The organism is Halomonas sp. (assembly GCF_052095695.1).
Classification (GTDB): Bacteria; Pseudomonadota; Gammaproteobacteria; order Pseudomonadales; family Halomonadaceae; genus Vreelandella.
In genome coordinates, this window is record NZ_JBQDLQ010000003.1 from 48,000 (window position 1) to 73,884 (window position 25,885).

Annotated in this window: 22 protein-coding genes and 3 pseudogenes; 8 read left to right on the forward strand and 17 right to left on the reverse strand. The window is 50.9% G+C overall.

Annotation, left to right across the window (positions count from 1 at the left end):
- From ACTH5D_RS01215 to ACTH5D_RS01230, 4 genes are all read right to left on the reverse strand, one after another.
- Positions 1 to 1,365, reverse strand: coding sequence for an MmgE/PrpD family protein (locus ACTH5D_RS01215; RefSeq protein WP_441667836.1), 1,365 nt, complete (start codon positions 1,363 to 1,365; stop codon positions 1 to 3).
- Complete coding sequence (locus ACTH5D_RS01220) at positions 1,362 to 2,606, reverse strand: CaiB/BaiF CoA transferase family protein (protein WP_441667837.1); 1,245 nt, start codon at positions 2,604 to 2,606, stop codon at positions 1,362 to 1,364. Before ACTH5D_RS01220 ends, ACTH5D_RS01215 begins: the two co-directional genes overlap by 4 nt.
- Positions 2,607 to 2,832: 226 nt before the next feature.
- The gene (locus ACTH5D_RS01225) at positions 2,833 to 3,636 is read right to left on the reverse strand and encodes an SDR family NAD(P)-dependent oxidoreductase (RefSeq protein ID WP_441667838.1); all 804 of its coding nucleotides are present in this window, start codon (positions 3,634 to 3,636) and stop codon (positions 2,833 to 2,835) included.
- A gap of 50 nt (positions 3,637 to 3,686) precedes the next feature.
- The gene (locus ACTH5D_RS01230; protein ID WP_441667839.1) at positions 3,687 to 4,259 is read right to left on the reverse strand and encodes a carboxymuconolactone decarboxylase family protein; all 573 of its coding nucleotides are present in this window, start codon (positions 4,257 to 4,259) and stop codon (positions 3,687 to 3,689) included.
- 371 nt (positions 4,260 to 4,630) lie between these two features.
- On the opposite strand from ACTH5D_RS01230, the gene ACTH5D_RS01235 reads away from it, so the two are divergent.
- The 3 genes from ACTH5D_RS01235 to ACTH5D_RS01245 all read left to right on the forward strand — a co-directional run bounded on the left by ACTH5D_RS01235 (position 4,631) and on the right by ACTH5D_RS01245 (position 7,698).
- The gene (locus ACTH5D_RS01235; RefSeq protein WP_441667840.1) at positions 4,631 to 5,626 is read left to right on the forward strand and encodes a tripartite tricarboxylate transporter substrate binding protein; all 996 of its coding nucleotides are present in this window, start codon (positions 4,631 to 4,633) and stop codon (positions 5,624 to 5,626) included.
- Between the two features lie 103 nt (positions 5,627 to 5,729).
- A complete protein-coding gene (locus ACTH5D_RS01240; RefSeq protein ID WP_441667841.1) occupies positions 5,730 to 6,218 on the forward strand; it encodes a tripartite tricarboxylate transporter TctB family protein in 489 nt (162 codons plus the stop codon).
- Between the two features lie 10 nt (positions 6,219 to 6,228).
- Positions 6,229 to 7,698 (forward strand): tripartite tricarboxylate transporter permease, encoded by a 1,470-nt coding sequence (locus ACTH5D_RS01245; protein ID WP_441667842.1) that lies wholly within the window; start codon positions 6,229 to 6,231, stop codon positions 7,696 to 7,698.
- A 62-nt stretch (positions 7,699 to 7,760) separates the two neighbouring features.
- Here the strand turns inward: ACTH5D_RS01245 and ACTH5D_RS01250 are convergent, their stop codons facing one another.
- The 4 genes and pseudogenes from ACTH5D_RS01250 to ACTH5D_RS01265 all read right to left on the reverse strand — a co-directional run bounded on the left by ACTH5D_RS01250 (position 7,761) and on the right by ACTH5D_RS01265 (position 12,066).
- Positions 7,761 to 8,693, reverse strand: coding sequence for a LysR family transcriptional regulator (locus ACTH5D_RS01250; protein ID WP_441667843.1), 933 nt, complete (start codon positions 8,691 to 8,693; stop codon positions 7,761 to 7,763).
- Between the two features lie 193 nt (positions 8,694 to 8,886).
- Positions 8,887 to 9,750, reverse strand: a complete 864-nt coding sequence (locus ACTH5D_RS01255; RefSeq protein WP_441667844.1) for an amidohydrolase family protein — start codon at positions 9,748 to 9,750, stop codon at positions 8,887 to 8,889.
- Positions 9,747 to 10,370, reverse strand: a complete 624-nt coding sequence (locus ACTH5D_RS01260) for a glutathione S-transferase N-terminal domain-containing protein (protein WP_441667845.1) — start codon at positions 10,368 to 10,370, stop codon at positions 9,747 to 9,749. The genes ACTH5D_RS01255 and ACTH5D_RS01260 overlap by 4 nt, the downstream gene beginning before the upstream one ends.
- Before the next feature lie 964 nt (positions 10,371 to 11,334).
- Positions 11,335 to 12,066: pseudogene (locus ACTH5D_RS01265) on the reverse strand (FixG Ig-like domain-containing protein).
- Between the two features lie 254 nt (positions 12,067 to 12,320).
- On the opposite strand from ACTH5D_RS01265, the gene mapR reads away from it, so the two are divergent.
- Positions 12,321 to 13,730, forward strand: coding sequence for a GntR family transcriptional regulator MpaR (gene mapR / locus ACTH5D_RS01270; RefSeq protein ID WP_441667846.1), 1,410 nt, complete (start codon positions 12,321 to 12,323; stop codon positions 13,728 to 13,730).
- A gap of 388 nt (positions 13,731 to 14,118) precedes the next feature.
- Here the strand turns inward: mapR and ACTH5D_RS01275 are convergent, their stop codons facing one another.
- From ACTH5D_RS01275 to dctP, 6 genes are all read right to left on the reverse strand, one after another.
- Positions 14,119 to 14,880 carry an SDR family NAD(P)-dependent oxidoreductase gene (locus ACTH5D_RS01275; protein WP_441667847.1) on the reverse strand — a complete coding sequence of 254 codons (762 nt, stop codon included), beginning with the start codon at positions 14,878 to 14,880 and terminating at the stop codon, positions 14,119 to 14,121.
- A 38-nt stretch (positions 14,881 to 14,918) separates the two neighbouring features.
- Complete coding sequence (locus tag ACTH5D_RS01280) at positions 14,919 to 15,851, reverse strand: 3-keto-5-aminohexanoate cleavage protein (RefSeq protein WP_441667848.1); 933 nt, start codon at positions 15,849 to 15,851, stop codon at positions 14,919 to 14,921.
- Between the two features lie 47 nt (positions 15,852 to 15,898).
- Positions 15,899 to 16,672 (reverse strand): SDR family oxidoreductase, encoded by a 774-nt coding sequence (locus ACTH5D_RS01285; protein WP_441667849.1) that lies wholly within the window; start codon positions 16,670 to 16,672, stop codon positions 15,899 to 15,901.
- Positions 16,673 to 16,739: 67 nt separating this feature from the next.
- Positions 16,740 to 18,074: a TRAP transporter large permease gene (locus ACTH5D_RS01290; RefSeq protein WP_441667850.1), complete on the reverse strand. Its 1,335-nt coding sequence runs from the start codon at positions 18,072 to 18,074 to the stop codon at positions 16,740 to 16,742.
- Positions 18,071 to 18,571: a TRAP transporter small permease subunit gene (locus ACTH5D_RS01295; protein ID WP_441667858.1), complete on the reverse strand. Its 501-nt coding sequence runs from the start codon at positions 18,569 to 18,571 to the stop codon at positions 18,071 to 18,073. Before ACTH5D_RS01295 ends, ACTH5D_RS01290 begins: the two co-directional genes overlap by 4 nt.
- Before the next feature lie 104 nt (positions 18,572 to 18,675).
- A complete protein-coding gene (dctP, locus tag ACTH5D_RS01300; RefSeq protein ID WP_441667851.1) occupies positions 18,676 to 19,785 on the reverse strand; it encodes a TRAP transporter substrate-binding protein DctP in 1,110 nt (369 codons plus the stop codon).
- 204 nt (positions 19,786 to 19,989) lie between these two features.
- Between dctP and ACTH5D_RS01305 the strand changes: the two genes are divergently transcribed.
- Entirely contained in the window at positions 19,990 to 21,030 is a 1,041-nt protein-coding gene (locus ACTH5D_RS01305; RefSeq protein ID WP_441667852.1) for an AraC family transcriptional regulator ligand-binding domain-containing protein, read from the forward strand.
- Between the two features lie 71 nt (positions 21,031 to 21,101).
- Here ACTH5D_RS01305 and ACTH5D_RS01310 read toward each other — a convergent pair.
- A pseudogene (locus tag ACTH5D_RS01310) lies at positions 21,102 to 21,342 on the reverse strand (hypothetical protein); the annotation flags it as partial.
- Positions 21,343 to 21,348: 6 nt separating this feature from the next.
- Between ACTH5D_RS01310 and ACTH5D_RS01315 the strand changes: the two are divergent.
- Together ACTH5D_RS01315 and ACTH5D_RS01320 are read left to right on the forward strand one after the other, a co-directional pair.
- Positions 21,349 to 21,624, forward strand: a pseudogene (locus ACTH5D_RS01315) (carboxylate--amine ligase); the annotation flags it as partial.
- Positions 21,625 to 21,843: 219 nt separating this feature from the next.
- Complete coding sequence (locus tag ACTH5D_RS01320) at positions 21,844 to 23,466, forward strand: BCCT family transporter (protein WP_441667853.1); 1,623 nt, start codon at positions 21,844 to 21,846, stop codon at positions 23,464 to 23,466.
- 98 nt (positions 23,467 to 23,564) lie between these two features.
- On the opposite strand, the gene ACTH5D_RS01325 is transcribed toward ACTH5D_RS01320, so the two are convergent.
- Complete coding sequence (locus ACTH5D_RS01325) at positions 23,565 to 23,993, reverse strand: helix-turn-helix domain-containing protein (protein ID WP_441667854.1); 429 nt, start codon at positions 23,991 to 23,993, stop codon at positions 23,565 to 23,567.
- A gap of 4 nt (positions 23,994 to 23,997) precedes the next feature.
- Positions 23,998 to 24,285 (reverse strand): type II toxin-antitoxin system HigB family toxin, encoded by a 288-nt coding sequence (locus tag ACTH5D_RS01330; protein ID WP_441667855.1) that lies wholly within the window; start codon positions 24,283 to 24,285, stop codon positions 23,998 to 24,000.
- 481 nt (positions 24,286 to 24,766) lie between these two features.
- On the opposite strand from ACTH5D_RS01330, the gene ACTH5D_RS01335 reads away from it, so the two are divergent.
- Positions 24,767 to 25,165, forward strand: a complete 399-nt coding sequence (locus ACTH5D_RS01335; RefSeq protein ID WP_441667856.1) for a putative signal transducing protein — start codon at positions 24,767 to 24,769, stop codon at positions 25,163 to 25,165.
- The last annotated feature ends 720 nt before the right edge of the window (positions 25,166 to 25,885 follow it).

The window sequence follows — 25,885 nt, forward strand, 5'->3', positions numbered from 1 at the left end:
TCAGCGCTGAATTGAGAACGCAACCGAACCCGGCAGATCGTTGCTCGACATCACGACTTCTTGAAGTGACTGACTCGCAGCGGGTGAAAGCGAACCGCTTACTAACTCTTGATACTTTTCGAGCAGCTCAACGTCGGTCATGGGGTCCTCTGGATCCCCTTTCCGGGTCTCCTGTAGGTGCTGGTAGGTATTACCATCGGTGGTGGTGACCCTAATATTGGCCATTCGTTGGCGGGGGTAACGGGCGGTAATATCGGCGCGTTCTGCGACACTCACTTTGAGCATTAACGAGTGGATACGTGCATCTTCCAACACCGTTGGTTCAAACGCTTGCAGTCTAACCTTACCCAGCACCAAGTACGCGGCAATACAGTACTGAATACTGAAGCGCGCCTCTTGTGCAGATGAAGGGGTAGGCCGATTGCACATAGAGTACGTCGCGCCGTAGCCTTCGATATGAATGGATTCAATGCACTCCGCTGTGATTGGCGCGGTGGCTTGCAGCACTTTTAAGCCATCCAGCGCAGGAAAAATATGCCCACAACAGCCGTGGTTTTTCACTGTCATGCGGGTAATCGGCGTCCAGTCATCAAGCCCCTCAAGCGCTACGTCCCAATTACCGGTTGAGTCGCTAGTGGCGGCTGCAAAACCATTGCTGGCATGCAGGCTGTCCAGTGATGCAGTTATCCCCTTTGCCGCGGCCATTCCCGCCATTAATCCTGCATCGGCGGCGTGACCAGCATGCAGCGGCTTGGCCATGCCCTCACCCTGCAAGCTCTGCTGATGGCCACCGGCAAAACTACTTGCCAACCCAATAGCGTGACCAATTTGTTCTGAAGTCGCACCGAGTAACATCGCGGTTGCAACCGCCGCCCCTAGGGTGCCCACCGTAGCGGAGGTATGCCAGAAGCGATAGTGGCTTGGCTGTATGGCGAGGGCAATGCGGCAGCCCACTTCATATCCGCCAATAATAGCGCGATGAAGCTGCTCACGGGTGGCTTGGATATCTTGCGCAACGGCCAAGGCCGCCGCAATCGTTGAGCTACCAGGGTGGTAGCCACCATCCTTGAAAATGTCGTCAAACTCAACGGTGTGGCTCGCCGTGGCGTTTAGCAAAGCGGCATAACGCGGCGATCCCAGGTGCCCATCCACATAACAAACCGCACCGCCCGCCCCACGGGTTGCGGCAAAAGCTTCTGATAACAGCGTGGCAGGCGCCTGGCTGCACCCTGGCAGCGTCGTGGCGAACCAGTCCAGCAGTGCCCGACGAGCGGCCCACTCAGTCTCAGCGTCCAGGGGGCGAGTGTTCCAATGATAAGCAGACTGGGCCAAGCGCTCAAGTGGGTTAGGTAGAGTGGTCTTCAAGGCTGACCTCCTGAGTTGCCATCTACCTCAACGCTGCTCTCCAAAGGCCCGCTTATGGCGCCATCTGCGATGAGTGCCGCTAAATCCTGCTTTGAATAGCCCAGATCCATCAGTACCTCGGCAGTTTGCGCGCCTACTTTTTGCGGTGGTGACGTAATGCCACGGCTCCCCCCGGACATACGAAATGCTGACACCGGAACAGTGAGCGTTTTTTCTATGTTTGGACTTAGCGGCTGAGCATGCAAGACGCCCCTTGAATGCACATGGGGATCATCCAGAGTCTCTTCCAGCCGCCTAATGCGTGAGGCAGGAATCCGCCGCTTCTGCAAAAACGCCTCCCAGTAGTCGGCGGTCATGGTGCTAATAATCTCAGCGATTACCTTGGCTTCCTCAGCGTGGCTATCAAGGCGTTGATTATTATTCTGTTTAATCATGTCCTCCCTGCCCAGCGCCGTCCACAAACGTTTTTGCTGGGTTAAGTTAGAGGCGGCAATCATTAACGGCTGGTCAGACGCTTGGTAGCAGCCAATGGTGGCAAAGGGAAAGGTATTGCCTTTGGGTTCTGGTTTTTTATCGTTCCAAAACAACGCCGTTAAATAGGGGCTAGCGAGCATCAGCGCCGTATCTGACATGGATACATCCACAAACTGACCATTACCGCCATTACGCTCACGCTGGAACAGGGCCGTTGAGATGGCAAACGCAGCCGTGGTGCCAGTGGCATAATCTACCACCGGCGCGCCACTTTTTAGCGGTCCGGTATGCCGGTCGCCGGTCATTGCCATCATGCCCGAGTAGGCTTGAATAACGTTATCGTAGGCAGTGAGCTCCCGGCGAGGGCCGGTGCTGCCAAAGGCTGAAATGGAGCAGTAAATCAGCTTAGGATTGAGCAGTTTCAGATCTTCGTAGCCCAGCCCCAGCTTTTCTAACGCCCCAGGCCGATAGTTCTCGACAAACACATCTGCGGTGGCGAGTAACTTCTTTAACGCCTCACGCCCTTGGGGATGTTTAAAATCGATCGCCACCGCTTTTTTATTGCTGGCTTGAGACATAAAGGCGGTGCCCAACCCCTGGTCATTAAGCGCTCGGTCAGATCCTTGCATGCGCGCTTGATCTGGGTCGCTGGGCGACTCAACCTTAATCACATCGGCCCCCAACACCGCCATCTGGTAGGTGGCGAACGGGCCCGCCAAGACGTGAGTAGCATCAACAACACGGATGTTTTCAAACGGGGAAGACATAATGACCTCAGCGCTCTTATTGATTGTTATTACTCTTCATTGTTGACCAGCAATGATATTTCGCCGATCTGTCATGAATTAACAATGCAGAAATAAGGGCGCCATGTGGACTGATGAAACGTCAGGTGATGGTTAACAAATGGTTCGCAAAGGGATCTGGGCCATCACCAAGGGCCATGACGCCAGGAAGTGCAAGTAAGAATACTGTTACGGAAATGCCAAAAGATTAGTCACAGCGCGCGATCATTCCACCATCGACCACAATCTCAGTGCCAGTAATAAAGCGGGCTTCATCCGAGGCCAGAAAAAGCGCTGCATTGGCGGTATCACGCCCGTCCCCCATAAAGCCTAGCGGGATCCGTGCCAACCTTTGTGCGAGCAAAGCATCGACATTCCCGCCAGCACGCTGTCCCGCTAACCGCTCTTCTACCATCGGCGTATGCAGCTGTCCCGGCACTACCGTATTCACCCTGACACCCTTGGGCGCATACTCCACCGCGACAACTTTAGAGAACTGAATAACCGCCGCTTTAGTGGCTGCATAAGCGGATTGAGCGGCACCTGTCCAGCGCATTCCCGACGTTGAAGACGTATTAACGATAGCGCCTGAGCCGCGCTCTGCCATGTGCGGAAGCACAGCCCGACTAGTCAGATACACGCTTTTCAAGTTGAACTCAATTTGCCGATCCCAGGTTGCTTCATCCATATCCGCAGGCCCGCCTTTTGCAGAGCCACCCACATTATTGACAAGAATATCCACTTGCCCAAAACGTTCGATACACGCCGCCAGCATGCTTTTCACAGCGTCTTGGCTGGTGACATCACATAGATATGTCTCCACGGTACCGCCAACCTCATGCACTCGGGCAACCGTCTCAACCATAGTATCTTTACGAATATCGACGGCAAAAACAGCGGCACCTTCTTCAGCAAAGCGTACACAGGCTGCTCGACCATTGCCCCAGCCTTTACCCACACAACCCGCACCGGTGATAATGGCCACTTTTCCTTCCAGACGTTTTTTGCTCATCATAAAACCTTATGTTTATTAATTTATATTGACGTTTAAGCCCCAGATCACTAGCTGAAACTTGGCGGAGTTTCCGGTGGCGGTGATATCTGAAAGATATTAATGGTGAGGGAAATCAGCGAGTAGTAGCCAAGCAGACCAACTAGGTCGACCAGTCGATCTTTGCCTAAGATATCGAACGCCTGCTTGTACAAGGTATCGGAAACGCTTCTATCCTGATGGGCTGCCAGCGTGAAACGATAAACAACAGCCTCATCCTCTTTTTCAAAGGCTGGCTCGTCATCCTCTTTTATCGCATTAACGACGCTTTCAGATACGCCTGCATCCAGTGCGTGCGGCTCATGTGCAAACCACTCAAACTCGGCCTTCCATACTTTTGCAATCGTCAAAATAGCCAATTCAGAGAGTCGCTTCTCAAGGGAGCTATCGTATCGGCAATACTCGCCTAATGACTGAGCTCGCTCCGCCAGCCCAGGACGATTTAGCCATACAGCTAATGGCCCTCTGACCTGCCCTCGCGGTCCAGAAGCAATAAGGTTGTGGATTTCTTGCTGGTGGCCGTTATAGGTACTTTGATCTGGCGGTAGTAGCCTTTGAGCCGGCCAAGCGTGAGATGATGGCATTGTATTCGCCTATTATGTTTATGTTATCAACAATATTTATGCATCAACTGACAATAACCAATAGCTAACTAATATCCTCTTCAGGTTAATATTTTCTTCAGCAGCAAGGTAAAAAATCAATTAAACACAGATCGAATGGAATATTAATATTTTCATTATTATAAACAATACCCATACAGGCCAACTCATTGAAATACCATATAATCATATCAGCCATCAAAAAAAAGCATATCGCATTTAAAACACCAACTTAAACCTTTCTCAATACTAAAGTATCATTGTACAAGCAACCCCATTGCTCTTGTAATCACATCGCTAATTAAAGAAGTTTTCTCGATAAACTCTTCAAACATAATCAAGAGAGAATTCTCATGACAAACCACAGACTATTCAGTTTTAAAAAAACAATGCTCGTCGTTACTATCTGTTCTGTTTCTTCAATAATAGCTTTAGACACACATGCTAATGATGACTTCCCGTCGAAGCCGATTAAACTTGTTGCTCATGTAGGCCCCGGTGGGGCTGCTGATGTTTTTGCAAGAACGCTCGCAAGAGCTGCAGAACCTATTGCCGGACAGCCTATCGTCGTTGAGAATCGCCCTGGCGGTGGTGGCGCTGCCCAAATGGCTATTTTAACAAGCGCTGATCCGGATGGATACACACTGGGTACCAATACGCTAACCCATTTAACAGCGATGTTAACTAATCTATCAGGTGTATTTTCACAAGATGATTTTTCTTGGGTATTCGAAAGCCAAACTGACTCTCACGCTCTTATCGTAAAAGACGACAGTCCGTATACTTCTCTAGATGAATTAATTGCAGACGCGAGCTCAGGTGATATTTCGCTTACTATAGGAGGGTATGGATCTGCAGGGTCTACCCAAAACATTGCCATGCAGATGGTAGCAGATGCTGCAGATATAACGTTTGACTGGATAGCCTACGGTAGCTCGACAGATGCGATTTCTTCAATGCTGGGCGAGCATGTCATCGCAGTGGTGACCAACCCTGGACAAGCAGTACAGTTTATCGAGGCTGGTAGAGCAAGAGCGCTTGGCGTTCTTTCCAATGAGCGAAATGCATTGTTACCAGAAGTACCGACCTTTGCAGAAGCTGGTTATGCTGAGGCCAATACTAATTGGCAACAAATTCGAGGCATCTATGGCCCTGCAGGCATCCCAGAAGATGTTCAAGTACGCATTGCCGAAATATTCACTGAAGCTATGCAAACTGACGACTTTTTAAAATACCAGGCACAAGCAGGATTAGATAGCAGCCTACTCGGCCCAAAGGATTACGTAATAAGTATTTCTGAAAAACTAGAACTTGCAGACAAAGCGCTTACACAAGCAGGTATAAAATAAAAAATCTCAATTAAAATACCATATTGGCTCTATCCAGATACTGAGACAAGAGCCTCTTTATTGATCTTCAAGCCATATCTACAACTTATAGAAGACGAATAAAATGAACAATGAATCGGCTTCACTTACTAAAAAAGAATCTCTGGAAAAGCTACTTTTCTCTCTATTTCTTTACCTCTTTTTCCTTATGATATCATCTTATTTTATTTATGAATCTTTAGAAATGCCAGCCCCCTATACACCTAATGACATTGGCGCTGGAAGGCTACCCTTAATAATATCGACACTCACACTATCACTATCTTGCTTAGGGTTAATTTTTTCATCCTTGAAGATCATAGGGAAAAGAAAAAAAATTGACGAAAAAAGCAATGCAAACTTCTCCAAGCCTTTGCTTGCCATCGTCTTAATCTCCTTTACTTCAATTGGCTTCTCTACAATGGGTATCTATATATCGCTTTGGCTGCTTGTTGCAGGGTTAGTCTTTATTGCAGGCACACACAAATGGTGGATACCACTTGCAACGGCTTCTGCTTTCTTGTTGATGACATATTTGCTGTTTGATTTAGCACTTTCAATCCCTCTTCAATAAGGCACCTATTATGTTAGACCATATACTTCTTGGCATCTCTGCTTATGGCACCTTTTCGCTTTGGATAGCTTTGTTTTCAGGTGCCGTGATTGGCTATATTATAGGCGCCATACCCGGACTTGGCCCTACGTTAGGAGTTGCACTGCTTATCCCTTTTACTTATGGGATGGATCCGCTTCCTGCAATTGTACTCTTGGTCGCTATTTATGTTGCGGCTGAGTATGGGGGAGCAATCACAGCCATTATCATTAACACACCAGGCACAGCCGCAGCTGTCGCCACATCATGGGATGGGTATCCCATGAATAAACAAGGGAAAGCGGGCCAAGCACTTAACATCTCAATAATAGCATCCGGCTTCGGTATATTTATTAGTTCGATAATGTTAATGATGACAGCGGTGCCTTTGTCGAACCTTGCGTTAAAATTTGGGCCTGCTGAGTACTTTGCTATCTCTGTGTTCGGCTTAAGCTTAGTGGCTGGGCTTAGCTCCGATCATCCCCTTAAAGGTGCAGTGGCCATGGGACTTGGTTTAATGATTGCCTTTGTAGGGCTTGATCCTCAAACGGGCGTACCAAGATTCACCTTTTCCCCAAGCTTTTATGAAGGAATACCATTAGTCCCCGTGCTCTTAGGTCTCTTCGCCTTATCAGAAGCACTCATTATGGTCGAGAGTCCACGCAATAAAAAACCTCAAAGCTCAATAGTGAAAGGGATTTTAGAAGTGCCTATTTCACTTTATATAAGCATGAAGTGGCTGATCCTTAAAAGCGCACTCATTGGTTACGCTACTGGCGTAATACCCGGTGCTGGGGCTTCCATCGCCTCTTTCCTTTCCTATGGAGAAGCCAAGCGCTCCTCAAAAAACCCCGCTTTGTTTGGTAATGGCAGTCCTGAAGGGATAGCCGCTTCTGAGACAGCCAACAACGCAGCCGTCTCTGGGTCGCTTGCGCCCCTGTTGGCACTCGGTATTCCTGGCTCAGCAACAACGGCTGTTTTGATAGGGGCACTGATGATTCAAGGTGTTCAGCCTGGGCCCCTCCTTTTTAACAATCACCCTGAAATACCCTATACGATTTTTGTATCGCTCTGGGTTGGCATCCCCATCATGGTAATGATGGGCCTTCTGGGTTCAAAACTATGGACGCGTGTTGCTAATATTCGACAAGAAATCATTGCCGCATCGGTGGCTGGTCTGGCCTTGATCGGCGCTTATGCAACATCTAATTCCTTCTTCCCCGTTTATATCACTGTGGTATTCGGTATTTTAGGCTACCTAATGCGGAAGGCTAATTTCCCTACCTCACCCATCATACTCGCGCTTGTGCTTGGCGAGCTGATGGAGAATAACTTGCGCAGAGCATTAGTCGCCTTCCAGGGGGATTGGACTGTCTTTTTATTCAAGCCCATCTCTTTATCACTACTCACTCTTTCTCTTTTAATATTCTTTACGCCGCTGCTTAAACGAATCAAAAAATAAAGTAAAGGTATAAAAAATAATTCAAAAAAAAGCCATCGGCTTAGATGGCTCTTTGTTAAGCGTTACTTCCATATACCTTCTGACACAAGGTTGCTAGTAATCTCTTGTATAGCAGCTTCAACTACTTGTATCGCTCTTTTCTTCTGCTGATCAGCTTTTGTAGCGATGGCAAGCGGCCAGTTAACAACAGGGTTCGTGATCGGCACAGCGGTCAGTGTTCCTTGCTGTACTTCAGATATCACCGCGCCATAGGTTAAAATAGAGTGACCATGGCCGTGGCGCACCAACGACTTTAGGTGCCAAAGACCATCAACCTGTTGGGTAACATTCAAATGCATTTTCATATCACTAACATGGCGGTCAACTAACGTGCGCAGAAAATTCTGTCGGCTTGGCATAACCAAAGGCAAAGACGCGGCTTCGCTTAGCTGTATGCTTTCCCGAAGGTGAGTTTCAGGCGGCGAAATCAAATAAAGCCGATCCGTCAGTAAAGGCTTAGATACGATTTCCTCTTTTTCGGGTGGGTTATGCATAACAGCAATGCCAATTTCCCCACGAGCAAGCTTACCCTCCAACTCTCGACTAAACCCTTCTATAAATCGCAGTTCGATTTCAGGATATTGTGCTTTCACGTAGGTGAGCAATAGAGGGGCAATAAACTCACCTGGCGTAGGTGGTATTCCCAACACAACAACACCGCGAGGCTCCTCAACATGCGCAGTGACATCGTGATGGGCTTGGCTGATTTGCTCTAGGATAGCGTAACAACGGATAAGCAGAATTCCGCCTTCTTCCGTTAGTTCAACCCCTCTAGACGTTCTGGCGAAAACAGATAAGCCTAGGTCATGTTCCAGTTTCGCGATTTGACGGCTAAGAGCAGGCTGGGCCACCATCAGCCTCTCTGCGGCCCGGGTGATGCTTTTCTCTTCGGCCACACAGACAAAATACCTCAATGTGCGTAGCTCTGGCTGCCACTCTCTTACCCTTTTTTTCATAACATCACCCTGCTCAAGCTTCGCTCGACACACTAGGGTAAAGCAGTTATTGGGTCAGCTTTTTTACCTCAAAAGGCTCCACTACCACTAGCGACACTTATCACTAACGCTAAAATAACACACCTTTTGATATACAGCGGCGAGGCGACGGTACATTGCAAATTGATTATGCATACATGCATTTACATCAAGATCAAAAACCATAGAACCAAGCTGGGTTATCAACTAGTAGGGCTCTTCTATGTAAAGGATCAGGCGCAATACTCTCCAGGATATCAACCAATACCCCATCATCCGGGGGGCCACTCTTGATATTCGGGTGCGGCCAGTCAGTTCCCCATAAAACACGGTCAGGGAAGTTTTTGACCAGCGCTTGGGCAAAAGGCACCGCATCGCTATAAGGTGAACCAAGCGCTGACGCTCTATCGCAACCACTCACCTTGACGAGAAATTTGTCATTCTCCATCAGTGTCATCAGGGCGTTAAAGGCGGCTTGATCGCCACCTTGTGCAGCATCAATACGCCCCATGTGATCGATCACCACCGCTGTTGATGCGTGGCTAAGGTGTTGACCAATAGTCTCTATCAGAGAGTGGTGCATATGCACTTGCAAGTGCATGCCATGCCTCACTAGCCGATGGCTGAATGCCACTATTTCTTCGGGACTAGCCGCCGCATCAAGGTGGGGCATAAAGTTGAATCTCACCCCTCTCACCCCTTGCTCCGCCAGGCTTGCAAGACTTTCGTCGCTGATATCGACAGGGGTCAGTGCCACACCCAGATACTGCCCAGGGCGCGATCTTATGGCATCCAGCATCGCGCTATTGTCGAACCCATGGCAGCCTGACTGGACGATGACACAGCGCTCAATACCAAGGTGTTTGTGCAGGGTAAATAGGGCTTCTTTGGGCGCATCCTGGGGACGAAAAAGGGCATTATCCGCATACGGAAAGACGCTCTGAGGACCAAACACATGGGTATGGCAATCGCATGCCCCTTTCGGTAATGCTAGGAGTGGCTTACTTGGCTGTCGCATATAGCCAGCATCGTCGCTCATACTGAGGCCTCCAATAGGGTGTCTGCTAATAAAGGATGGTGCTGATTAAAATCATCCAACCATTTGACTAGCTCAGGATATGAGCTGCGCCATTCCACAGGTCGTCGCCAGTCGAGGTATCCCAGCGCGGTAGCAAGCGACAAGCTGCTAGCAGCTAGCGGGTGAGAGGCTGGTGGCAGGTTTTTACTCATAGCAAGCAAGCCACGCATCACTTTGCCTTGCTGATGGGATAGCCAAGACGCTGACTTTTGCGATTGTTCGCGAAAACGACCCTCGTATACCATCATCAAAGCCGCATCGGTAATACCATCGGCCAGCGTGACACGGCTTCTCTCTAGTGCCAGATCAAATGGTTGGCTGGGAAACAGGTCTGAATTGTTAGCATAAGCGCACAGGTACTCGACGATGGTTTTACTGTCATAAAGTACGGCGCCATTTGGCAGCACTAGACAGGGCATTTTTCCCAAGGGGTTCTGCTGACGTAGGCTATCGTTCTCGTCTAGGGGGTTAGCTCCCACCACGTTTACCTGCTCGTTAATCCCCAACACGATAGCGGCCATGCGCACCTTACGGCCAAAGGGTGATGTTAAAGATGTTCTCAACAACATAGGATCGGACATAATATTTATTCTCATTAAACGACTAAATCACAGGGCCGCTGAAACATGGATCACTGATATACCGCTAACTGACATATCGAAAGCGGCTATTGCAGGATGGCCCCGGTTGCCTCAACAACGTCTGCCCAACGCTGTGTCTCCTGGGCGATATAGTCACTCTTCAGGAGATGAAGCAATCATCTTCAACCCCTGTCGCTCTAGGGCATCAACGGCGCCGGGGTCAGTGAGCGTGGCATAAAAGGCTATTACGGGGAGTGCAAGATAGTGTTTCATGGCGTTCTCCATACATTTTTATTGTGAATATAACGATAGTATTGTTTGCAAACGAATTAGTTTTAAAAGCGGAGTCTTCTAAGCGGCTAAAACTGATCTTTTATGCTTCAGGGAACTTCTGATTAGTTTTAGCAACACGAGAATTTAATTAGCAGAGCCCTTTGAGACACGAACTACTTTCCCCCTTATTGTCTCGCTCTCAATGTACGCCTGAAACGCTTCTGGCGTTGACCCAGCAAGCATCACGCCCATTTCATTCATTCTCTCGATCACTTTCTCATTTTGGATGACGGCCATCTTAGGATAATCGCTAGGAGCGCTTTCATTACCTAAAGCAGAACTTATAAAGGTAATAGTGATAGCACTGAGCACCCAACTCGATTTATTTTGTGTATTTTTACAACAGGTTCTCACTTAGTTGAATTTTATTTCATCAGTGAACTTTTAACCATATGAGCCTTGCAGAGTAAATTATTCACTTTATGCTTTTAAATTATCCGTAATAAAAAACCGCGTCCAATACCTTTTCATTGGGCGAGACATTACAATTAATCATAACACCCAAATCAATACTAAAGGTTAATAGTCTTTCGTTTAAAGAACCGCCCATTGCTGAGCTGCTAAAGATTCATAAACGCTCTAGTTTAACGGAGAAATAGCGCATCAATATTATAAATGGCTCTTGAAGCCGCTAATCCCCAGCAGATCCCAGAAACCGTGTTTCGCTAACGCTCGTTATCGCGGGGCCAGCTAATGCGGTGATATGCAGTTCAATAGGATGACTGGGCTGTGTTAGGTTCGCCGAATCTACCATCAATGCCAAGCGCAGGCTACGTGCCTCGTTAGCCGATACTTCAATGGTGTTCATCCCCTGCAGGCGAAGCCCTGGCAAGCCCGTTGCCGATCATGCATAGCGATGGGCTTGGCCATCTTGGTTGCGCAGCGTCACGTTGTAGTCATTGATGATGCGACTCTCCGCCGTGCTTTCAAACAGCGTCTGGCGGTCGCGCACAATGTCCACATCAAGAGGTACACGGGAGTTCAAGAAACTGACCAACAGCACGACCATCAAGAGCAGAGCTACGGCATACGCCAGTAGCTGAGGGCGCCAAAAGCGTGTCGGTTTACCTTCCAGCGTGCGTTCGGTGGTGTCGCAGGCATCAATACACGCAGCACAGCCAATGCACTCATACTGCACGATACCCGTGGGACATACCTGATGGCGTAGCCAACCAGCATTCGAATACGTAAATAGAGTCAAAAAGCCGATCCAAAACAAAGCCAAAGGGTGTACGTCCAGGGTCAACATATCCACCACTAACGCTCTAATGGGAGTGAAGTAACCGGCAAAGGCCACCCCCGTTGCCACGGCAATCAGCAGCCAAGCCGTATGCTTAGCGGTTTTGTGCCATTGGATTTTCATACCGATATCCAGAAGAAAGGAAATGGAGGTCTATATGAAGGTCTATGCGGTCGGGGGGCGTCGCCGATTAGTAGCCGCCGCTATGCCTTCCCAACAGAGGCTGAAAACAGGCGCAGTTTTAGAGAAATATGCCGCATCACTTTGTGCCTTCGCCCTTTAGGCCTTCTATCTGATATGCTTTTAATTAATGCAATTGCATCTGTTTGTTCGCTCTGACATACCGCACAGTGCCCAACACGCCAATGGTCTATCCCATGAAACGCTACGAACAATTTGCCGATGAGATAGCCACGCTGATTCGCGAGGGGGTGCTTGGCCCAGGCGAGCGCATCCCTTCGGTGCGTCAGGCTAGCCGCCACCATGGCATCAGCCCTTCTACGGTGTTCCAGGCTTACTATTTACTTGAAAACCGCGGGCTTATCAGCGCACGGGCACGCTCAGGCTATTTTGTCCGGGAACATGCGCGCCGTTTACTGGGTGAACCCCGGGTAACGCTACAGCCCACTGACCCAGCAGAGGTAGAGGTCAGCGAGCTGGTGTTCTCGGTGCTTGACTCACTGCAGGATGATCAAACGGTGCCCTTCGGCTCGGCCTTTCCCAGCCCAGAGTTGTTTCCGCTCTCTCGCTTGGGCATCAGTATGACCCGGGGGCTGCGCGCGCTTTCACCCCAACAGGTAGTGGCCGACATGACCACCGGCCATACCGACCTGTGTCGGCAAATTGCCCTGCGCTATATGCTGGGTGGCATACAACTCCCGATGGAAGAGCTGGTGATTACCACTGGCGCAATGGAGGGGCTTAATCTGGCGCTGCAGTGCGTTACCCAGCAGGGCGATTTAGTGGCCATTGAGTCGCCAGCGTTTTATGCCAGCCTGCAAGTGTTAGAGCGATTGAAACTACGCGCGGTGGAAATACCGGTTCATCCACGGGGTGGCATCAATCTTGAAGTGCTGGCAGAGCGACTGGAGACACTACCCATCAAAGCCTGCTGGTTTATGAGCCATTTGCAAAACCCAGTCGGCGCCAGCCTGAGTAAAGAGCGCAAACAAGCGCTTTACCAGCTGTTAAAACAGCATCAAGTCCCTATGTTAGAAGATGACGTATATGCCGAGTTGTATTTTGGCAGTGTGCCACCCACGCCCGTAAAAACCTTTGACGACGACGGTTTAGTCATCCACTGCAGCTCTTTCTCAAAGTGCTTGGCGCCGGGCTACCGGGTTGGCTGGGTTGCAGGCGGCCGCTATGCCCAGGCCATCTCCCGGCTAAAACTGATGACCACCATTTCACCTTCCGTGCCTGCTCAAGCAGCGATTGCCGACTATTTACAGCACGGCGGTTATGACCGCCATTTGCGCAAGCTCCGTCACGCCTTAGAGTCACAGCAAGGCAGCATGCTGGCGGCGGCGGATCGCTACTTCCCTGATCAGACCCGCATTACCCGACCCGCGGGCGGCTACTTCTTATGGGTAGAGTTTCCCGAGGAAGTGGATTCGCTGCGGCTATTTAATACAGCGCTTGATCATGGCGTTAGCTTAGCACCAGGCCCGATTTTTTCGGCAACCCAACAGTTTCGCCACTGCGTGCGACTAAGCTATGGTCACCCCTGGACGCAACGCAGCGAACGCGGCATGGAAACACTAGGCAGGTTATTAACACTCTTTTAACACGCGCGACCAAACCTGAAGCCAGCGCAATTGATATCTTTTTTTAGATAAAAAATTAACCGGTTATGCAATACCGTCATGGTTAGACGAAGGGGTTCATGAGGAAGGCCACTGAGCGGTCGACGAGAAAGCCGTTAGCCACTGCTCAAATACTTCTAGCTATAGCGGTTTCGCTCTCTACCCCTTCGGCCACTACGCGATAGTCCAGGTCATGGGCCATTGAAATCATCGAATTGACCAATATATCAGCCCGTTACAATACAACATTGTTTGATAAAGCATATTTTTTGCATGTTAACGTTGGTTTAAAGCGCACGTTTAGACGAGCCGATAGCATGGGTAGATCACCGTTCTCGGCTCTGAATCAGCCTTCCAAGAAAGGGAGGGGCTACAGTCTTAAACCACCATCACACTCAATAATTCTGCCGGTGAAGTAATCGTTTTCAATAATAAATGCGACGCTCTGGGCAATATTATCGGGCTGACCTAGCCGCTTTAGAGGAACCGAACCCGCGATTTTTTCATACATATCAGGGCGTATAGCAGCCGTCATGGGGGTGGCAATGAACCCGGGTGCCACGGTACCGGTGCGGATACCGTATTGGGCCAACTCTTTTGCCCACGTGACGGTAAGCGCATGCACCCCGGCTTTTGCTGCAGCGTAGTTGGTTTGCCCCATGTTACCGGCACGGGCAATACTCGAGATGTTAACGATGACACCTCCCTTTCCTGACAACACCATTTGGCTGGCAGCTTCGCGGCCGCATAGAAAAACGCCGGTCAGGTTAACCTCAATCACTCGCTTCCAAGCATCCAAGGACATACGCTTAGCAATCACGCCGTCTTTTGCTTTGATGAACAGCGCGTCGTCGGTAATACCGGCATTATTGACACACCCTTCAACGGGCCCTAATCGATCAGCAATATCGGAAAAGGTGTCGATCACTGACTGTTCGTCTGCCACATCTACCGCAAAGCCATGTGCATTAATACCCTGCGCACCAAGTGCTGAGACAGCGTCGTCTAACGTAGCGGCATTTCTATCCAGCAGCGCCAGTGTCGCGCCTTGCTTGCCTACACGCTGCGCCATGGCATAGCCAAGGCCGCTCGCGCCGCCGGTAATTGCAATAACTTGATGGGTGATTTGCATCGTTGGCTCCTTTGCCGTTCTTATCGTTATAAGCCTGCTTAAAAGCCGACGTTGCCGGCACCTTTCAGTTGCAGCATTTCACGCGCTTCGTCGGGAGTCGCTATCTCAAAAGAGAGCCCTTCGAGAATTTTACGCACTTTAGTCACTTGGCTGGCATTGCTCTCGGCGAGTTTGCCTGGCGACAGCCATAGTGAGTCTTCCAGCCCAACACGCACATGCCCACCCATAGCGGCAGACTGAGCGGCAATGCGCATCTGGTGACTCCCCGCGCCAAGCACAGACCACTCGTAGCCGTCTCCAAAGAGCCGGTCGGCGGTGCGGCGCATATGGATAACATCCTCAGGATGGGGGCCAATGCCACCCAAAATCCCGAATACGCTCTGTACGAAAACCCGCCCACCAATAAAACCGCGATCGATCATGTGGCTCAGGCTATAGAGGTGCCCAATGTCATAGCACTCGCATTCAAAGCGGGTGCCGTTTGCAGCACCCAGCGCCATGGCTTTTTCGATATCAGCAAAGGTGTTCTTGAATACCAAGTCACGGCTATTTTCGAGGTGGACTCTCTCCCATTCGTGCTGGAAGCTCTCGTATCGGCTAAGCATGGGAAATAAGCCGAAGTTGATTGACCCCATGTTCATAGAGGCAAGTTCGGGCTTGAACTCCATGGCGGGTAGCATGCGCTCTTCCACGCTCATGTGCGGGCTGCCACCGGTGGTGAGATTAATGACCGCGTTAGTGGCGCCCTTCATGCGCGGCAGAATACGCTCGAAAACAGCCGGATCCTGAGTAGGCTTACCGGTAATCGGGTCGCGCGCATGCAGATGAATGATAGCCGCGCCAGCCTCGGCAGCAGCGATGCCCGCCTCGGCAATCTCTTCTGGCGTCACCGGCAGGTGCGGTGACATCGAAGGCGTATGAATGGCGCCGGTTAAGGCGCAAGTAATGATGACTTTACGTTGAGTAGCCATTAATAGTGTCTCTGATAAGAGTAGTGACGCAAAAAGCGTGAAGCCGGTTAAATCGTCTCGACGTTGGCGCAAACACTCAGCGCCTGGCCCGAGATGTTGGTGCCGCCGGGCGCGGACAAAAACAGCACCATGGCAGCAATATCAGCCGGTTCAACCATACGTCGCATGGAAACATTCGAGAGGATCTCCTGCTCCATCTCGGTGTAGCTGATGCCTTGCTTCTCAGCCCGTGCGGTGATGACTTGCTCGATGCGAGGCCCACGCACGATACCGGGCAGAATGGCGTTGACCCTTACACTATCGGGACCAAGCTCGTTGGCTAAGCTCTTGGTAAGACCGACAATCGCCCATTTACTGGCTGAGTAAGGGGTGCGATAGGCTAAGCCCAAGCGGCCAGCGACTGACGCCATATTAATGAGTAGCCCCTGGCTTTCACGGAGCAAAGACGTGGCTCGGTTAGCCACCCGGTACTGGCCATTGAGGTTGATATTGATCGTACGGTGCCAGCTCTCAGGATCAATATCTTCGATGCTAGCGGTGGGGCCGGCGATGCCAGCGTTGTTCACCACCACATCTAGCCCGCCTAAATGAGCGGCATCCTCAAACAGCCGGTCGACATCGGCCTCTTGGCTGACATCAGCCTGGGTATAGGTGATGCCTTCGGGCAATGCGGCTAGCGCCTGCTCATCAATATCACACACGTGGACGCGGGCGCCTGCCTCTTGAAATGCTTGGGCGATCGCCAAGCCAATGCCGTTGGCGCCGGCGGTAATCAGCACTCTGAGTCCTACACGGGGAATCAAACTCTCTATTACTTTCATTGACTAGTTACTCCATGGAATCTCAACACTAGCCCTGCAATGGCAGGCAGGGCCTAATGAGGTCGATTTATCTGCCCATCAACAATGAAGGCAGGCCTGTCACCAGCACTGGGAAAAGGGTCATCAGAACGCAGGCCAGTAAGATCAACGCCACGAAAGGAATCACGGCCCGATAAAGATCAAGCGTCTCGACCCCAGGCGGCGCCACCCCTTTGAGATAGAACAGCGCATAACCAAATGGCGGCGTCAGGAAAGAGGTCTGGAGAACCACCGCCACCATGACCACAAACCACAGCACGTCGACGCCCATATCAGCGACGATGGGAAGCATGATCGGGAAGCTGAGCAGCACGATGCCAGTCCAGTCGAGGAACATGCCAAGGATGAAAACCAAGAGCAGCATCAAGATCAGTGCACCCAAGGTGCCGCCGGGCATGGCCATCACGACGTCATGAATGACCTGCATACCGCCGCCGCGTGAGAAAACACCGGTAAAGGCGGTCGCGCCCACCAGGACCAGCATCACCATGGTGGTGGTCTTGCTGGCCTCGATCAGCGTGCGGTAGCAGGTCGCGAGCTTACGGTCGCCGAAGATCAGAAACAGCATAAACGCGATAAAGACACCAATCGCCGAAGCCTCAGTGGCCGTGGCGATACCGGCAAACAATGACCCCAGTACACCAAGAATCAGCGCCATCGGCGGCAGCACGTACTTAAGCAGCATCACCATGAGCTGTGCGGTGGAGACTTTGGCGCGCTCCTCTGCCGGTACCGGCGGGCCGTAGCTCGGCTTTAAATAGCAGATCACCAGCACGTAAAGAGCATACATCGCCCCCAGCATGACCCCTGGTACCAGGGCGCCAGCGAACAGTGCACCTACCGAGACTGGCGAATAGCTGGCCATCAGGATCAGCATGATGCTAGGCGGAATCAGAATACCCAGGCAGCCGCTGGCCATGATGACCCCGGTACTGAGCTCCTTGTTATAGGAGTGCTTGAGCATGGGGACGAGCGCAATCATACCCATTACGGCAATCGAGGCGCCGACGATGCCAGTGGTAGCGGCCAACAGCACGGACACAATCACCACGGTCAGCGCCAGGCCTCCGCGCAGGTTAGCCAACAGTAAGCGCATCGCCTCAAACATCTTCTCGGTGACGCCCGAGTCGTTGAGAAAGCGTGCCATCAGCACGAAAAGAGGAATGGCCACCAAGACATAGTTGTCCATGGAGTTGCCATAAATATTGTTGATAATAGTGCCTAATACCCGCTCGCCAGGGCCTAGAAAAGCACCAATTACCGCGACGCCACCCAGCACAAAGGCCAGCGGATGGCTCATAAACAGACCTATCAGCAACCCGCCAAACATCACCAGCGTGAGTAGTTCAGGGCTTAGATTCATACGGCTTCCTCCCGCAATTGCTGGGTGGCGCGGATTACGATGGCGACGGCCTGCAGCAAAATCAGAGCGGCGGCCACCATGATCACTCCTTTAAGGGGGTAGACGGGAAGCGCGACCATGCCGTAAGTAGTCTCGCCGCGGCTAAAGGAGCGTTCGAAGAACGCCCAACCATAGGTAATCAACAGCCAAATAAACGGCACGAAGAAGATCAAGTAGCTCACAAGCTCAAGTGCGGCCTGCTTGCGCCGCGACAATAATCGCTTAAGCACGTCGACCTCGACATGAGCGTGATGGCGTAACGCGTAGGCCGCCATCAGCATGAAATGGGCTCCAAACAGCATTTTGGTGACATCAAAAGCCCAACTGCTCGGGCGTCCGGCCAAGAAACGCATAGCAATGTCGTAAAGAACGATCATGGTGATCACGGCAAGAAGCGGAGCAATCACGCGACCGAATCCTTCGTTAAGGGCATCGATGGCCCTGGCAATGGCATTCATGAGGAGGATCTCGGAATAGGTCAGTTCAAGCAGGGCATTAAAGGTCGCAGTCAATCGACGAGATGGGCCCATTAAGGGCCCATTAAGGGCCCACCCAAATTCGATTACTGGTTCATGCAAGCCTCAAGCTCATCAAGCGAAGGCAGGTCGTTGGTAACGCGGCTCATGTTGAAAGGCACTGAAATATCACGCCACGCTGCGTAGTGTTCCATGTAGCTGATCATCGAGTGGTAAACCTTGGCATGGTCTGGATGCTCACAGGCGCCACGCACAATCACTTCGTTGGTGATCTCTTGGATACGGGCTAAATCTTCTTCAGAGAACTGATTGATGGTAATGCCCGCATCGATGAACTTTTGGGTAGCATCCGTAGATTCGCGCTCCGACCATGATAATGACCAACCCATGGTGGCATCGGCTGCAATCTGCAGCATCTCTTGCGTCTCTTCAGAGAGAGCGTCCCAAGCGTCTTTATTAATCATGACCCCAAACACCGTGGCAGACTGGTGCCAGCCAGGCGTGGCCCAGTAATCCGCGACTTCGGCCAAACCAACGCTATAGTCAATGCCAGGTGCAGAGAACTCTGCCGCGTCAACCACACCGCGCTCAATCGCTTGATAGACCTCACCACCGGCAAGCGTTACCTGAGAGCCGCCCAGCTGCTCCATCACACGGCCCTGATCACGACCTGCAATGCGCAGCCGCTTACCCTCCAAATCAGCAATGCTCTCGATCGGCGTGCGGCCCATAAAGCCAGATTCGTTATTCAATACGCCATAGGGAAGATAAACCAAACCAAACTGACCATAAATCTCTTGATAAAGCTCACGACCGCCCCACTGCTGGATCCAGTTGAAGTAGTCCAGTGCATTAAACAAGCTGGTCGTCGTTGCTAGCGGCGAGAATGCCGGATTAAGACCGGCCCAATACCCTGGCCAATCACCGGAGGCCTCAATGCTGCCGGTTTCAGTGGCATCGAATACTTCTGTACCGGGCATCAGTGTGCCACCAGGATGAAACTCGATCTGTAGCTCATCACCGGCTATCTTGTTAACCAGTTCAGCCCAGTGCCGATCAATTTTGACCGCATCGATGTTCTCAGGCCAGGTAGAGGTCATCGTCCAACGCTGCGGGTCTTGAGCATTCGCATTAAGGGGAATCAGGGACGCGCCGAGGGCGAACCCGACAAGCATAAGGGCGTGCTGCGTTTTCATATTTTTTCCTTCCGATAACCGTCAGCTTTAAGCTGCTTTTGTTGTAAAGTTTGTCCGTCATTATTATTTAAGGAGTTGCACTCAGTTTCTGCGCCCAGGTTCTTATTATTGCGTGAGGCTACTCTACAAAGTTACGCTAGGTTCAAGGAAGGTCTAAATCGGTCTTCGTGAGGTCTTTTTCGGACATTCCATTGAGAGCTACTTATGGCCAGTTTTCAGGCTAACCTACTGAATCAAAAGATCTATGCTCCCTACAAAATAGCTGCTTTACTGGAGACGGCAGCAGAACAGGGGATTTCTGCTGATCAGGTTTTACGAGGGCTTAACTTAAGTCAGGCAGCGCTGGCGGACCCCGCCACTCTGGTTTCCATCAAACAGTATGTGGACGCTTGCACGAATGTGATTGATGCGGGCGCTAATCTCTCCACCCCTTTTGAGACGGCCAATCGACTGCATTTAACTGCTTATGGCATGTACGGCTACGCCCTGCTTACCAGCCCGACTATGCGGGACTATTTCAGTTTTGGGGTGAAATACCACCCTTTAGCCACGCCAACGCTATATATGACGTGGAGAGAAACCGACGCGTCAGCCGTGTTTGAATTCAAAGAAACTTACTCGTATATCACAAGTATCAAAACCCGCAATTTTTTAATTCAGCAACAGATGGCACAAAATATTACCCATATTCGCGATGCCGCGGGTCCACGTCTATTTCCCATAAAAGCACTGCTATCTTATTCAGGGAAAGATGTTGAACAGGTACATGAAAAATATTTACTGTGTGACTGTTACTTTAATCAAGAAGTAAATGAAATCCACTACCCCAAGTCGATACTTGATCAATCCCCCATATTAGGCAACCAGCTATCGATAAAACTACTTCAGGAAACGTGTAACCAACTATTGGGTCGCACCAAGATGTCATCCGGTATAACGGGCGAGGTGTATCAAATACTGCTCATGTCCCCGAACAGTTTTCCCACCATGGAAGCCGTCGCCAACCTGCTTTGCATCACGACACGCACGTTAAGAAGAAAGCTCGATGCGGAGCTGACCAGCTATAGGGCAATACTCGATGACGCCCGCTGCACGTTGGCAACCGAGTACCTACTGGTCACAAAAATGAGTACCGAAGATATAGCGGCACGGCTAGGGTTTAGCGACAGCGCCAACTTTCGCCGAGCATTTAGACGCTGGACAGGCAAAACACCCCACCAAGTTCGTGAAGAATCGCAAAGCTAGCCACTAAGGAGCCCACCCTGACAGGCTTATGGGTTCATGCAGGCATCAAGCGCCTCCAGAGAAGGAAGGTTGTCGATAACGCGGCTCATGTTGTACTGCTTATGCCCCTTGAGCATCGTGTCGCCTTCCCAATGGCTGATCACGACCCGATCATCGACTGTCGCGGGGCGGTGCTCAATGCCCACACGGTTGGGGATGTTACCGAGCCTCGCGGAGTTGCTTGGCGACGATGTTGATCAGGCTGGGTAGGCGCTTCGTCCACTTCCAAGCGGTACGTCGCCGGTGGTTACTACGGTGCTGAGCCTGCTCGGGTTGGCGGCTTTCTTCCCCCGTGAAGTGGTCGACGCGAAAGGCTACACAGGCTGCTTTGGTGTCTACCCACGCCGCCGGGTGGTTAGCAAACTGGAAATGCCTACAGAGTGCGTTGACCACCCCTATTTCGAGTCACATGAGCTGGTCGCGCCTACGGAAGAGACCGTGCCTGACCGGTCTGCTTTCGGCACGCACTGGGGCCTGGTCTTCTTCTTTGGTGATGACTCCATCAAGATGCGCGATCTGCTCAAAGCGCAAGAGGACCTCGACTTCTACGTGTAGAGAGTCGTTAAAACACTAGGGACGCGCTATTAGCATCAGAAAGCGATGCTAATAGCGCGTATTTTTTTGCCAGCGTGGCGTAATCGCCCTATAGCTCCTACGTTGTTTTAAGGGCGAGTTTGAAAGTCCGGTTTTAAAAACAGGGCCGCAAAGACAGTCATAAAGGCAGTCATAAAGGCAGTCATAAAGGCAGTTGCAAAGACATAGGAAGCCATAACAATGGATGCACTTGCGCGAAAGCTGGGCCTCAGGACAGATCCCACCATATTTTTCACCTCCGCCGGAATCATGATCTTATTTTTAGTGGCGCTGTTGATTGCGCCGGACCCCATAGGGGCAGCCTTCGGCGAGGGGCGTGAATGGATCGTTACTAATCTGGGCTGGTTCTTTATTTTAGGGGTGACAACCTGGGTAACGTTCCTACTGTGGGTGGCTTTAAGCCGTTACGGTGCGATCCGCTTAGGCGGCAATGATGCTAAGCCTGCCTATACCAACGCTTCCTGGTTCGCCATGCTGTTCGCTGGCGGTATTGGCACGGTGTTGATGTTTTGGGGCGTGGCCGAGCCAATCTCTCACTTCGCAACGCCCCCGCGCACGGGTGTCGATCCCTTCTCAGCGACAGCCGCCGCCGATGCCATGAGTTTTTCGATTTATCACCTGGGGCTACATACTTGGGCGATTTTCGCCATGCCGGGACTGGCGTTCGCGTACTTTATTTATCGTTACAACCTACCAATGCGCTTCAGCTCGGTCTTCTATCCGTTTTTAGGTGAACGCATTTACGGCCCCATCGGCAAATCACTCGACATCTTTGCCATTCTCGGCACGCTCTTTGGCGTAGCCGTTTCTATCGGGCTGGGCACCCAACAAATCAATGCGGGGCTAACGGAGCTGTGGGGTGTTCCGGATGCGGTGATAACCAAGGTGCTGATCATCGCGGTGCTCACCACCGTGGCCGTGGGATCAATCGTGGCAGGGCTGGATTCTGGCGTGAAACTGCTCTCCAACATCAATATTGGCATGGCCGTTGGCCTGCTGCTGTTTGTGCTCTTTACCGGCTCGACCGTTTTCCTATTACGTGCCGTTGTCGAAACCTTTGGCCTCTACATAACCAACCTGCTGCCCATGGCATTCTGGAATGACACGCTGGCACGCTATTCCAGCGAAGGCGGCGCCTGGGGCTGGCAAGGCAGCTGGACGGTCTTCTACTGGGCTTGGACAGTGACCTGGTCACCGTTCATCGGTATCTTCGTGGCGCGGATTTCTCGCGGCCGGACGATCCGCGAGTTCGTGCTCGGCGTGCTGTTCGCCCCCTCTATATTTACGCTGGTCTGGTTTGCAATCTTCGGCTGGTCGGCAATGGAAATTGACGGCATTGGACCAGAGGCCCGGGCAGCATTAGGGGATCAAGCCGGTGTATTGTCAGCAGCTGTCGCCGAAAGCATCCCCCTCGCCATGTTCGCGTTTTTTGATAATTTCCCGGCCGCAACATTGATTAAGGGCTTAGCGGTGGTGATCGTCGCGATCTTCTTCGCTACTTCATCGGACTCAGCGTCACTGGTCGTCGATATGCTGTGTACCGGCAGCGCCGACCCTGGCCCCTGGCATCAACGTGTTTTCTGGGGTGTCTCTGAGGGTATGCTGGCTGCCATGCTTATCGTACTGGCAGGCGATGCCGGGCTAATCGCACTGCAGCAGGTCATCACCGTTGTCGGCCTACCGATGTTTATTCTGGTCTTTATCATGATGTTCTCGCTTTACCGCGGCCTCTCTCAGGAGGATCTCAGCGGAGTACGAGCAGGTAGCCCGCCTAGGCAGGCAGAGTTGAAGCAGAGAGAGTAAGCCACACCATAAGTGGCAAAAAGAAAAGTAAGTCACAAAAAAGGGGCATGCGATTGCTCGCAGCCCTTTTTTTGCAATTAAGAAAGCGCTAATCAGCGTTAGCTGATATCCCGCGTTATTTTACACTGCTTGAAAACATCCGTTGGAATGCTAAAGCGGTCGGAAAGGCCACAAATTTGGCGCCAGTTAAGATGACGCTTACCGGACAAAATGGACGAAACAACAGGCTGAGCCCCAATTTCCGGCAAATCGCTTTGGGTAATGCCTCGCTCTTCCATGAGATAGCGCAGCACGTCAGTATCCCCAGCGACGGGCATGGGGCGTACTCGCTCATCATATGCCTCTAAAAGATCACCGAGGCGCGCCGCAAGGCTGGATAGAAAATGAGTTTCATCATCACCAACCAAGCTTAGAATTTCATCAAGCGCCTCTACTTTCGCGTCATACTCATCCTCTGACTCAGGCGCAGAGAGAAGAGGCGCAATGTACTGCCAGTGAGTAGCCGCTTGATCGAGAACAGCGTTCATATTTTCACTCCTTCCACTTACCCTTGTCATATTCTGGATGATCGAGAATATGGCGGATAAAAACGCGCTTAGCGCGATAGTGCACGGTGGCTATCAGTCGAATCTTATTCCCACCAATGTCAAAAACATGGAGGCTTCCGACCTTATCGGTTGCTGGGAAAATTTCTTTCATCTCAGCAAAGCTCTGAGGTTCGCTACCTTTCATGATACGAAACCATGCATCTAAAGCGGTGGCCGACTGCGGCCATTTGCCCTTCGCTTCCCAAATACGTTTTTGCGTGACCACGTGCATGTGTAACCCCTTTCGCTCGGTCACATTATAATAGCAATTTGCTATTATAGCAATTTGCTATTATTTTTAAAATTGGTGTGCTTGCCGTAACGTGGCCGCCCGTGAAGATCTAACCGAAGTCTAGGTAGGTAGCCAGCAGACCTAAAGCCGCAAATCTTTATCACGATTGGCCTCAGATGGCGCGATCGGATAAGAAGGTAAAGCGTTGAAAATAAGACTTAAGAACCACCGCCTGCTTAACCAGCCTGTGCTAGGCTAAATTCAGTAGAGAAATTTAAAGACCGTTAACGACCCAAAGCGGGCGTACCGGCAAAGGCAGCAGGCGCGCGAATTTTGAATATGCAGCCTATTTAAAATTAACATACAAAAATATCATAGACTTGGGAGAATACAGCAGGCTGCCTTTTCTGGACAAGCATGCCAGCACGCTCATCCAGTCATAGGATGGGCAGTCTAATACCTGTTATGCATAAAGGTAGTCATGATCACAATAGCCCGTTTTTCATTAGCAATTGAAGCGCATATTGCTCGTGCAAAACTCGAATCTGAGGGAATACCTGCCTTTGTAGCTGACGAGCACACCATAACTGCTCAATGGCTTTATTCGAACGCCATGGGCGGGATTAGGCTTCAAGTTCCGAATTCATGTGCAGATACAGCCAAAGCGATACTAGCAATTGATTACAGCGAGCCCTTAATCGCAGAACAAGGCATTGATGAACCGGCATGTCCAAACTGCGGGAGCAACGCGATACAGCCTATAACAAAAGGCTTGAAGATGGCCTTTGTTGTTTTTCTTTTCCTGCACTTTCCTCTATGGCCGTTTAAGAGAAAAATAAAATGCTTGAGCTGCAATAAAATTAGCGATTACAAGCTATAACATGTGCGCACTTATGCATAACAATAGGTTCAAATCGTTCGCTCCGCTCACTGAGACGGGCTAAAGCCCGCCCCTTAAGCAAACGTTCAATTACTGCAGTAAGGGAGTTAGCAAAATTAAAGTGAACTTATCCTTTGTTCCGCCAGGTGGCGGTGAAACCGGTTACAGCCTGCCGATTGAGATGCCTGAGATTCCGAGAGCTGATGATTATCTTTCGATTATGAGGTCAGGGCAGTCGGGGACAGAGAACTTTATTGTTAAGCGCACATGGTGGAACTTAGAGTTCGACGATTCTAAATCGGTCGGATCTACTAGCGAAGTATGGGCGGCACACCTGTTCGAGACTGGTTTCACTCGGAGGCGAAGGTCATGGATCGCATCAATGTGCAAGTTCGCTCTCCTACATCGATTCGACTTGGTGTGGGCAACGCCTAACCTTGCAGCCAAGCGGACTGGCCTATTATTGCCAGCCGCCAGCATCGCGTATTTACCCAACAGGTAGCTGCAGTTGATGTCGGCTGCGTTGCCACAACTGGGCTTCGCCGTTATCTCAGTGTTGTCTTAACGCCGTCTAACCGAATAGCACAAAAAAAGGGGCCCACGATTTCTCGCAAGCCCCTTTTTTTTACAATTTGGCGCGCCCGGCAGGATTTGAACCTGCGACCCTCGGCTTCGGAGGCCGGTTCGGCGGCACCATCTTCTAACCTGCGCCGCCGGCTT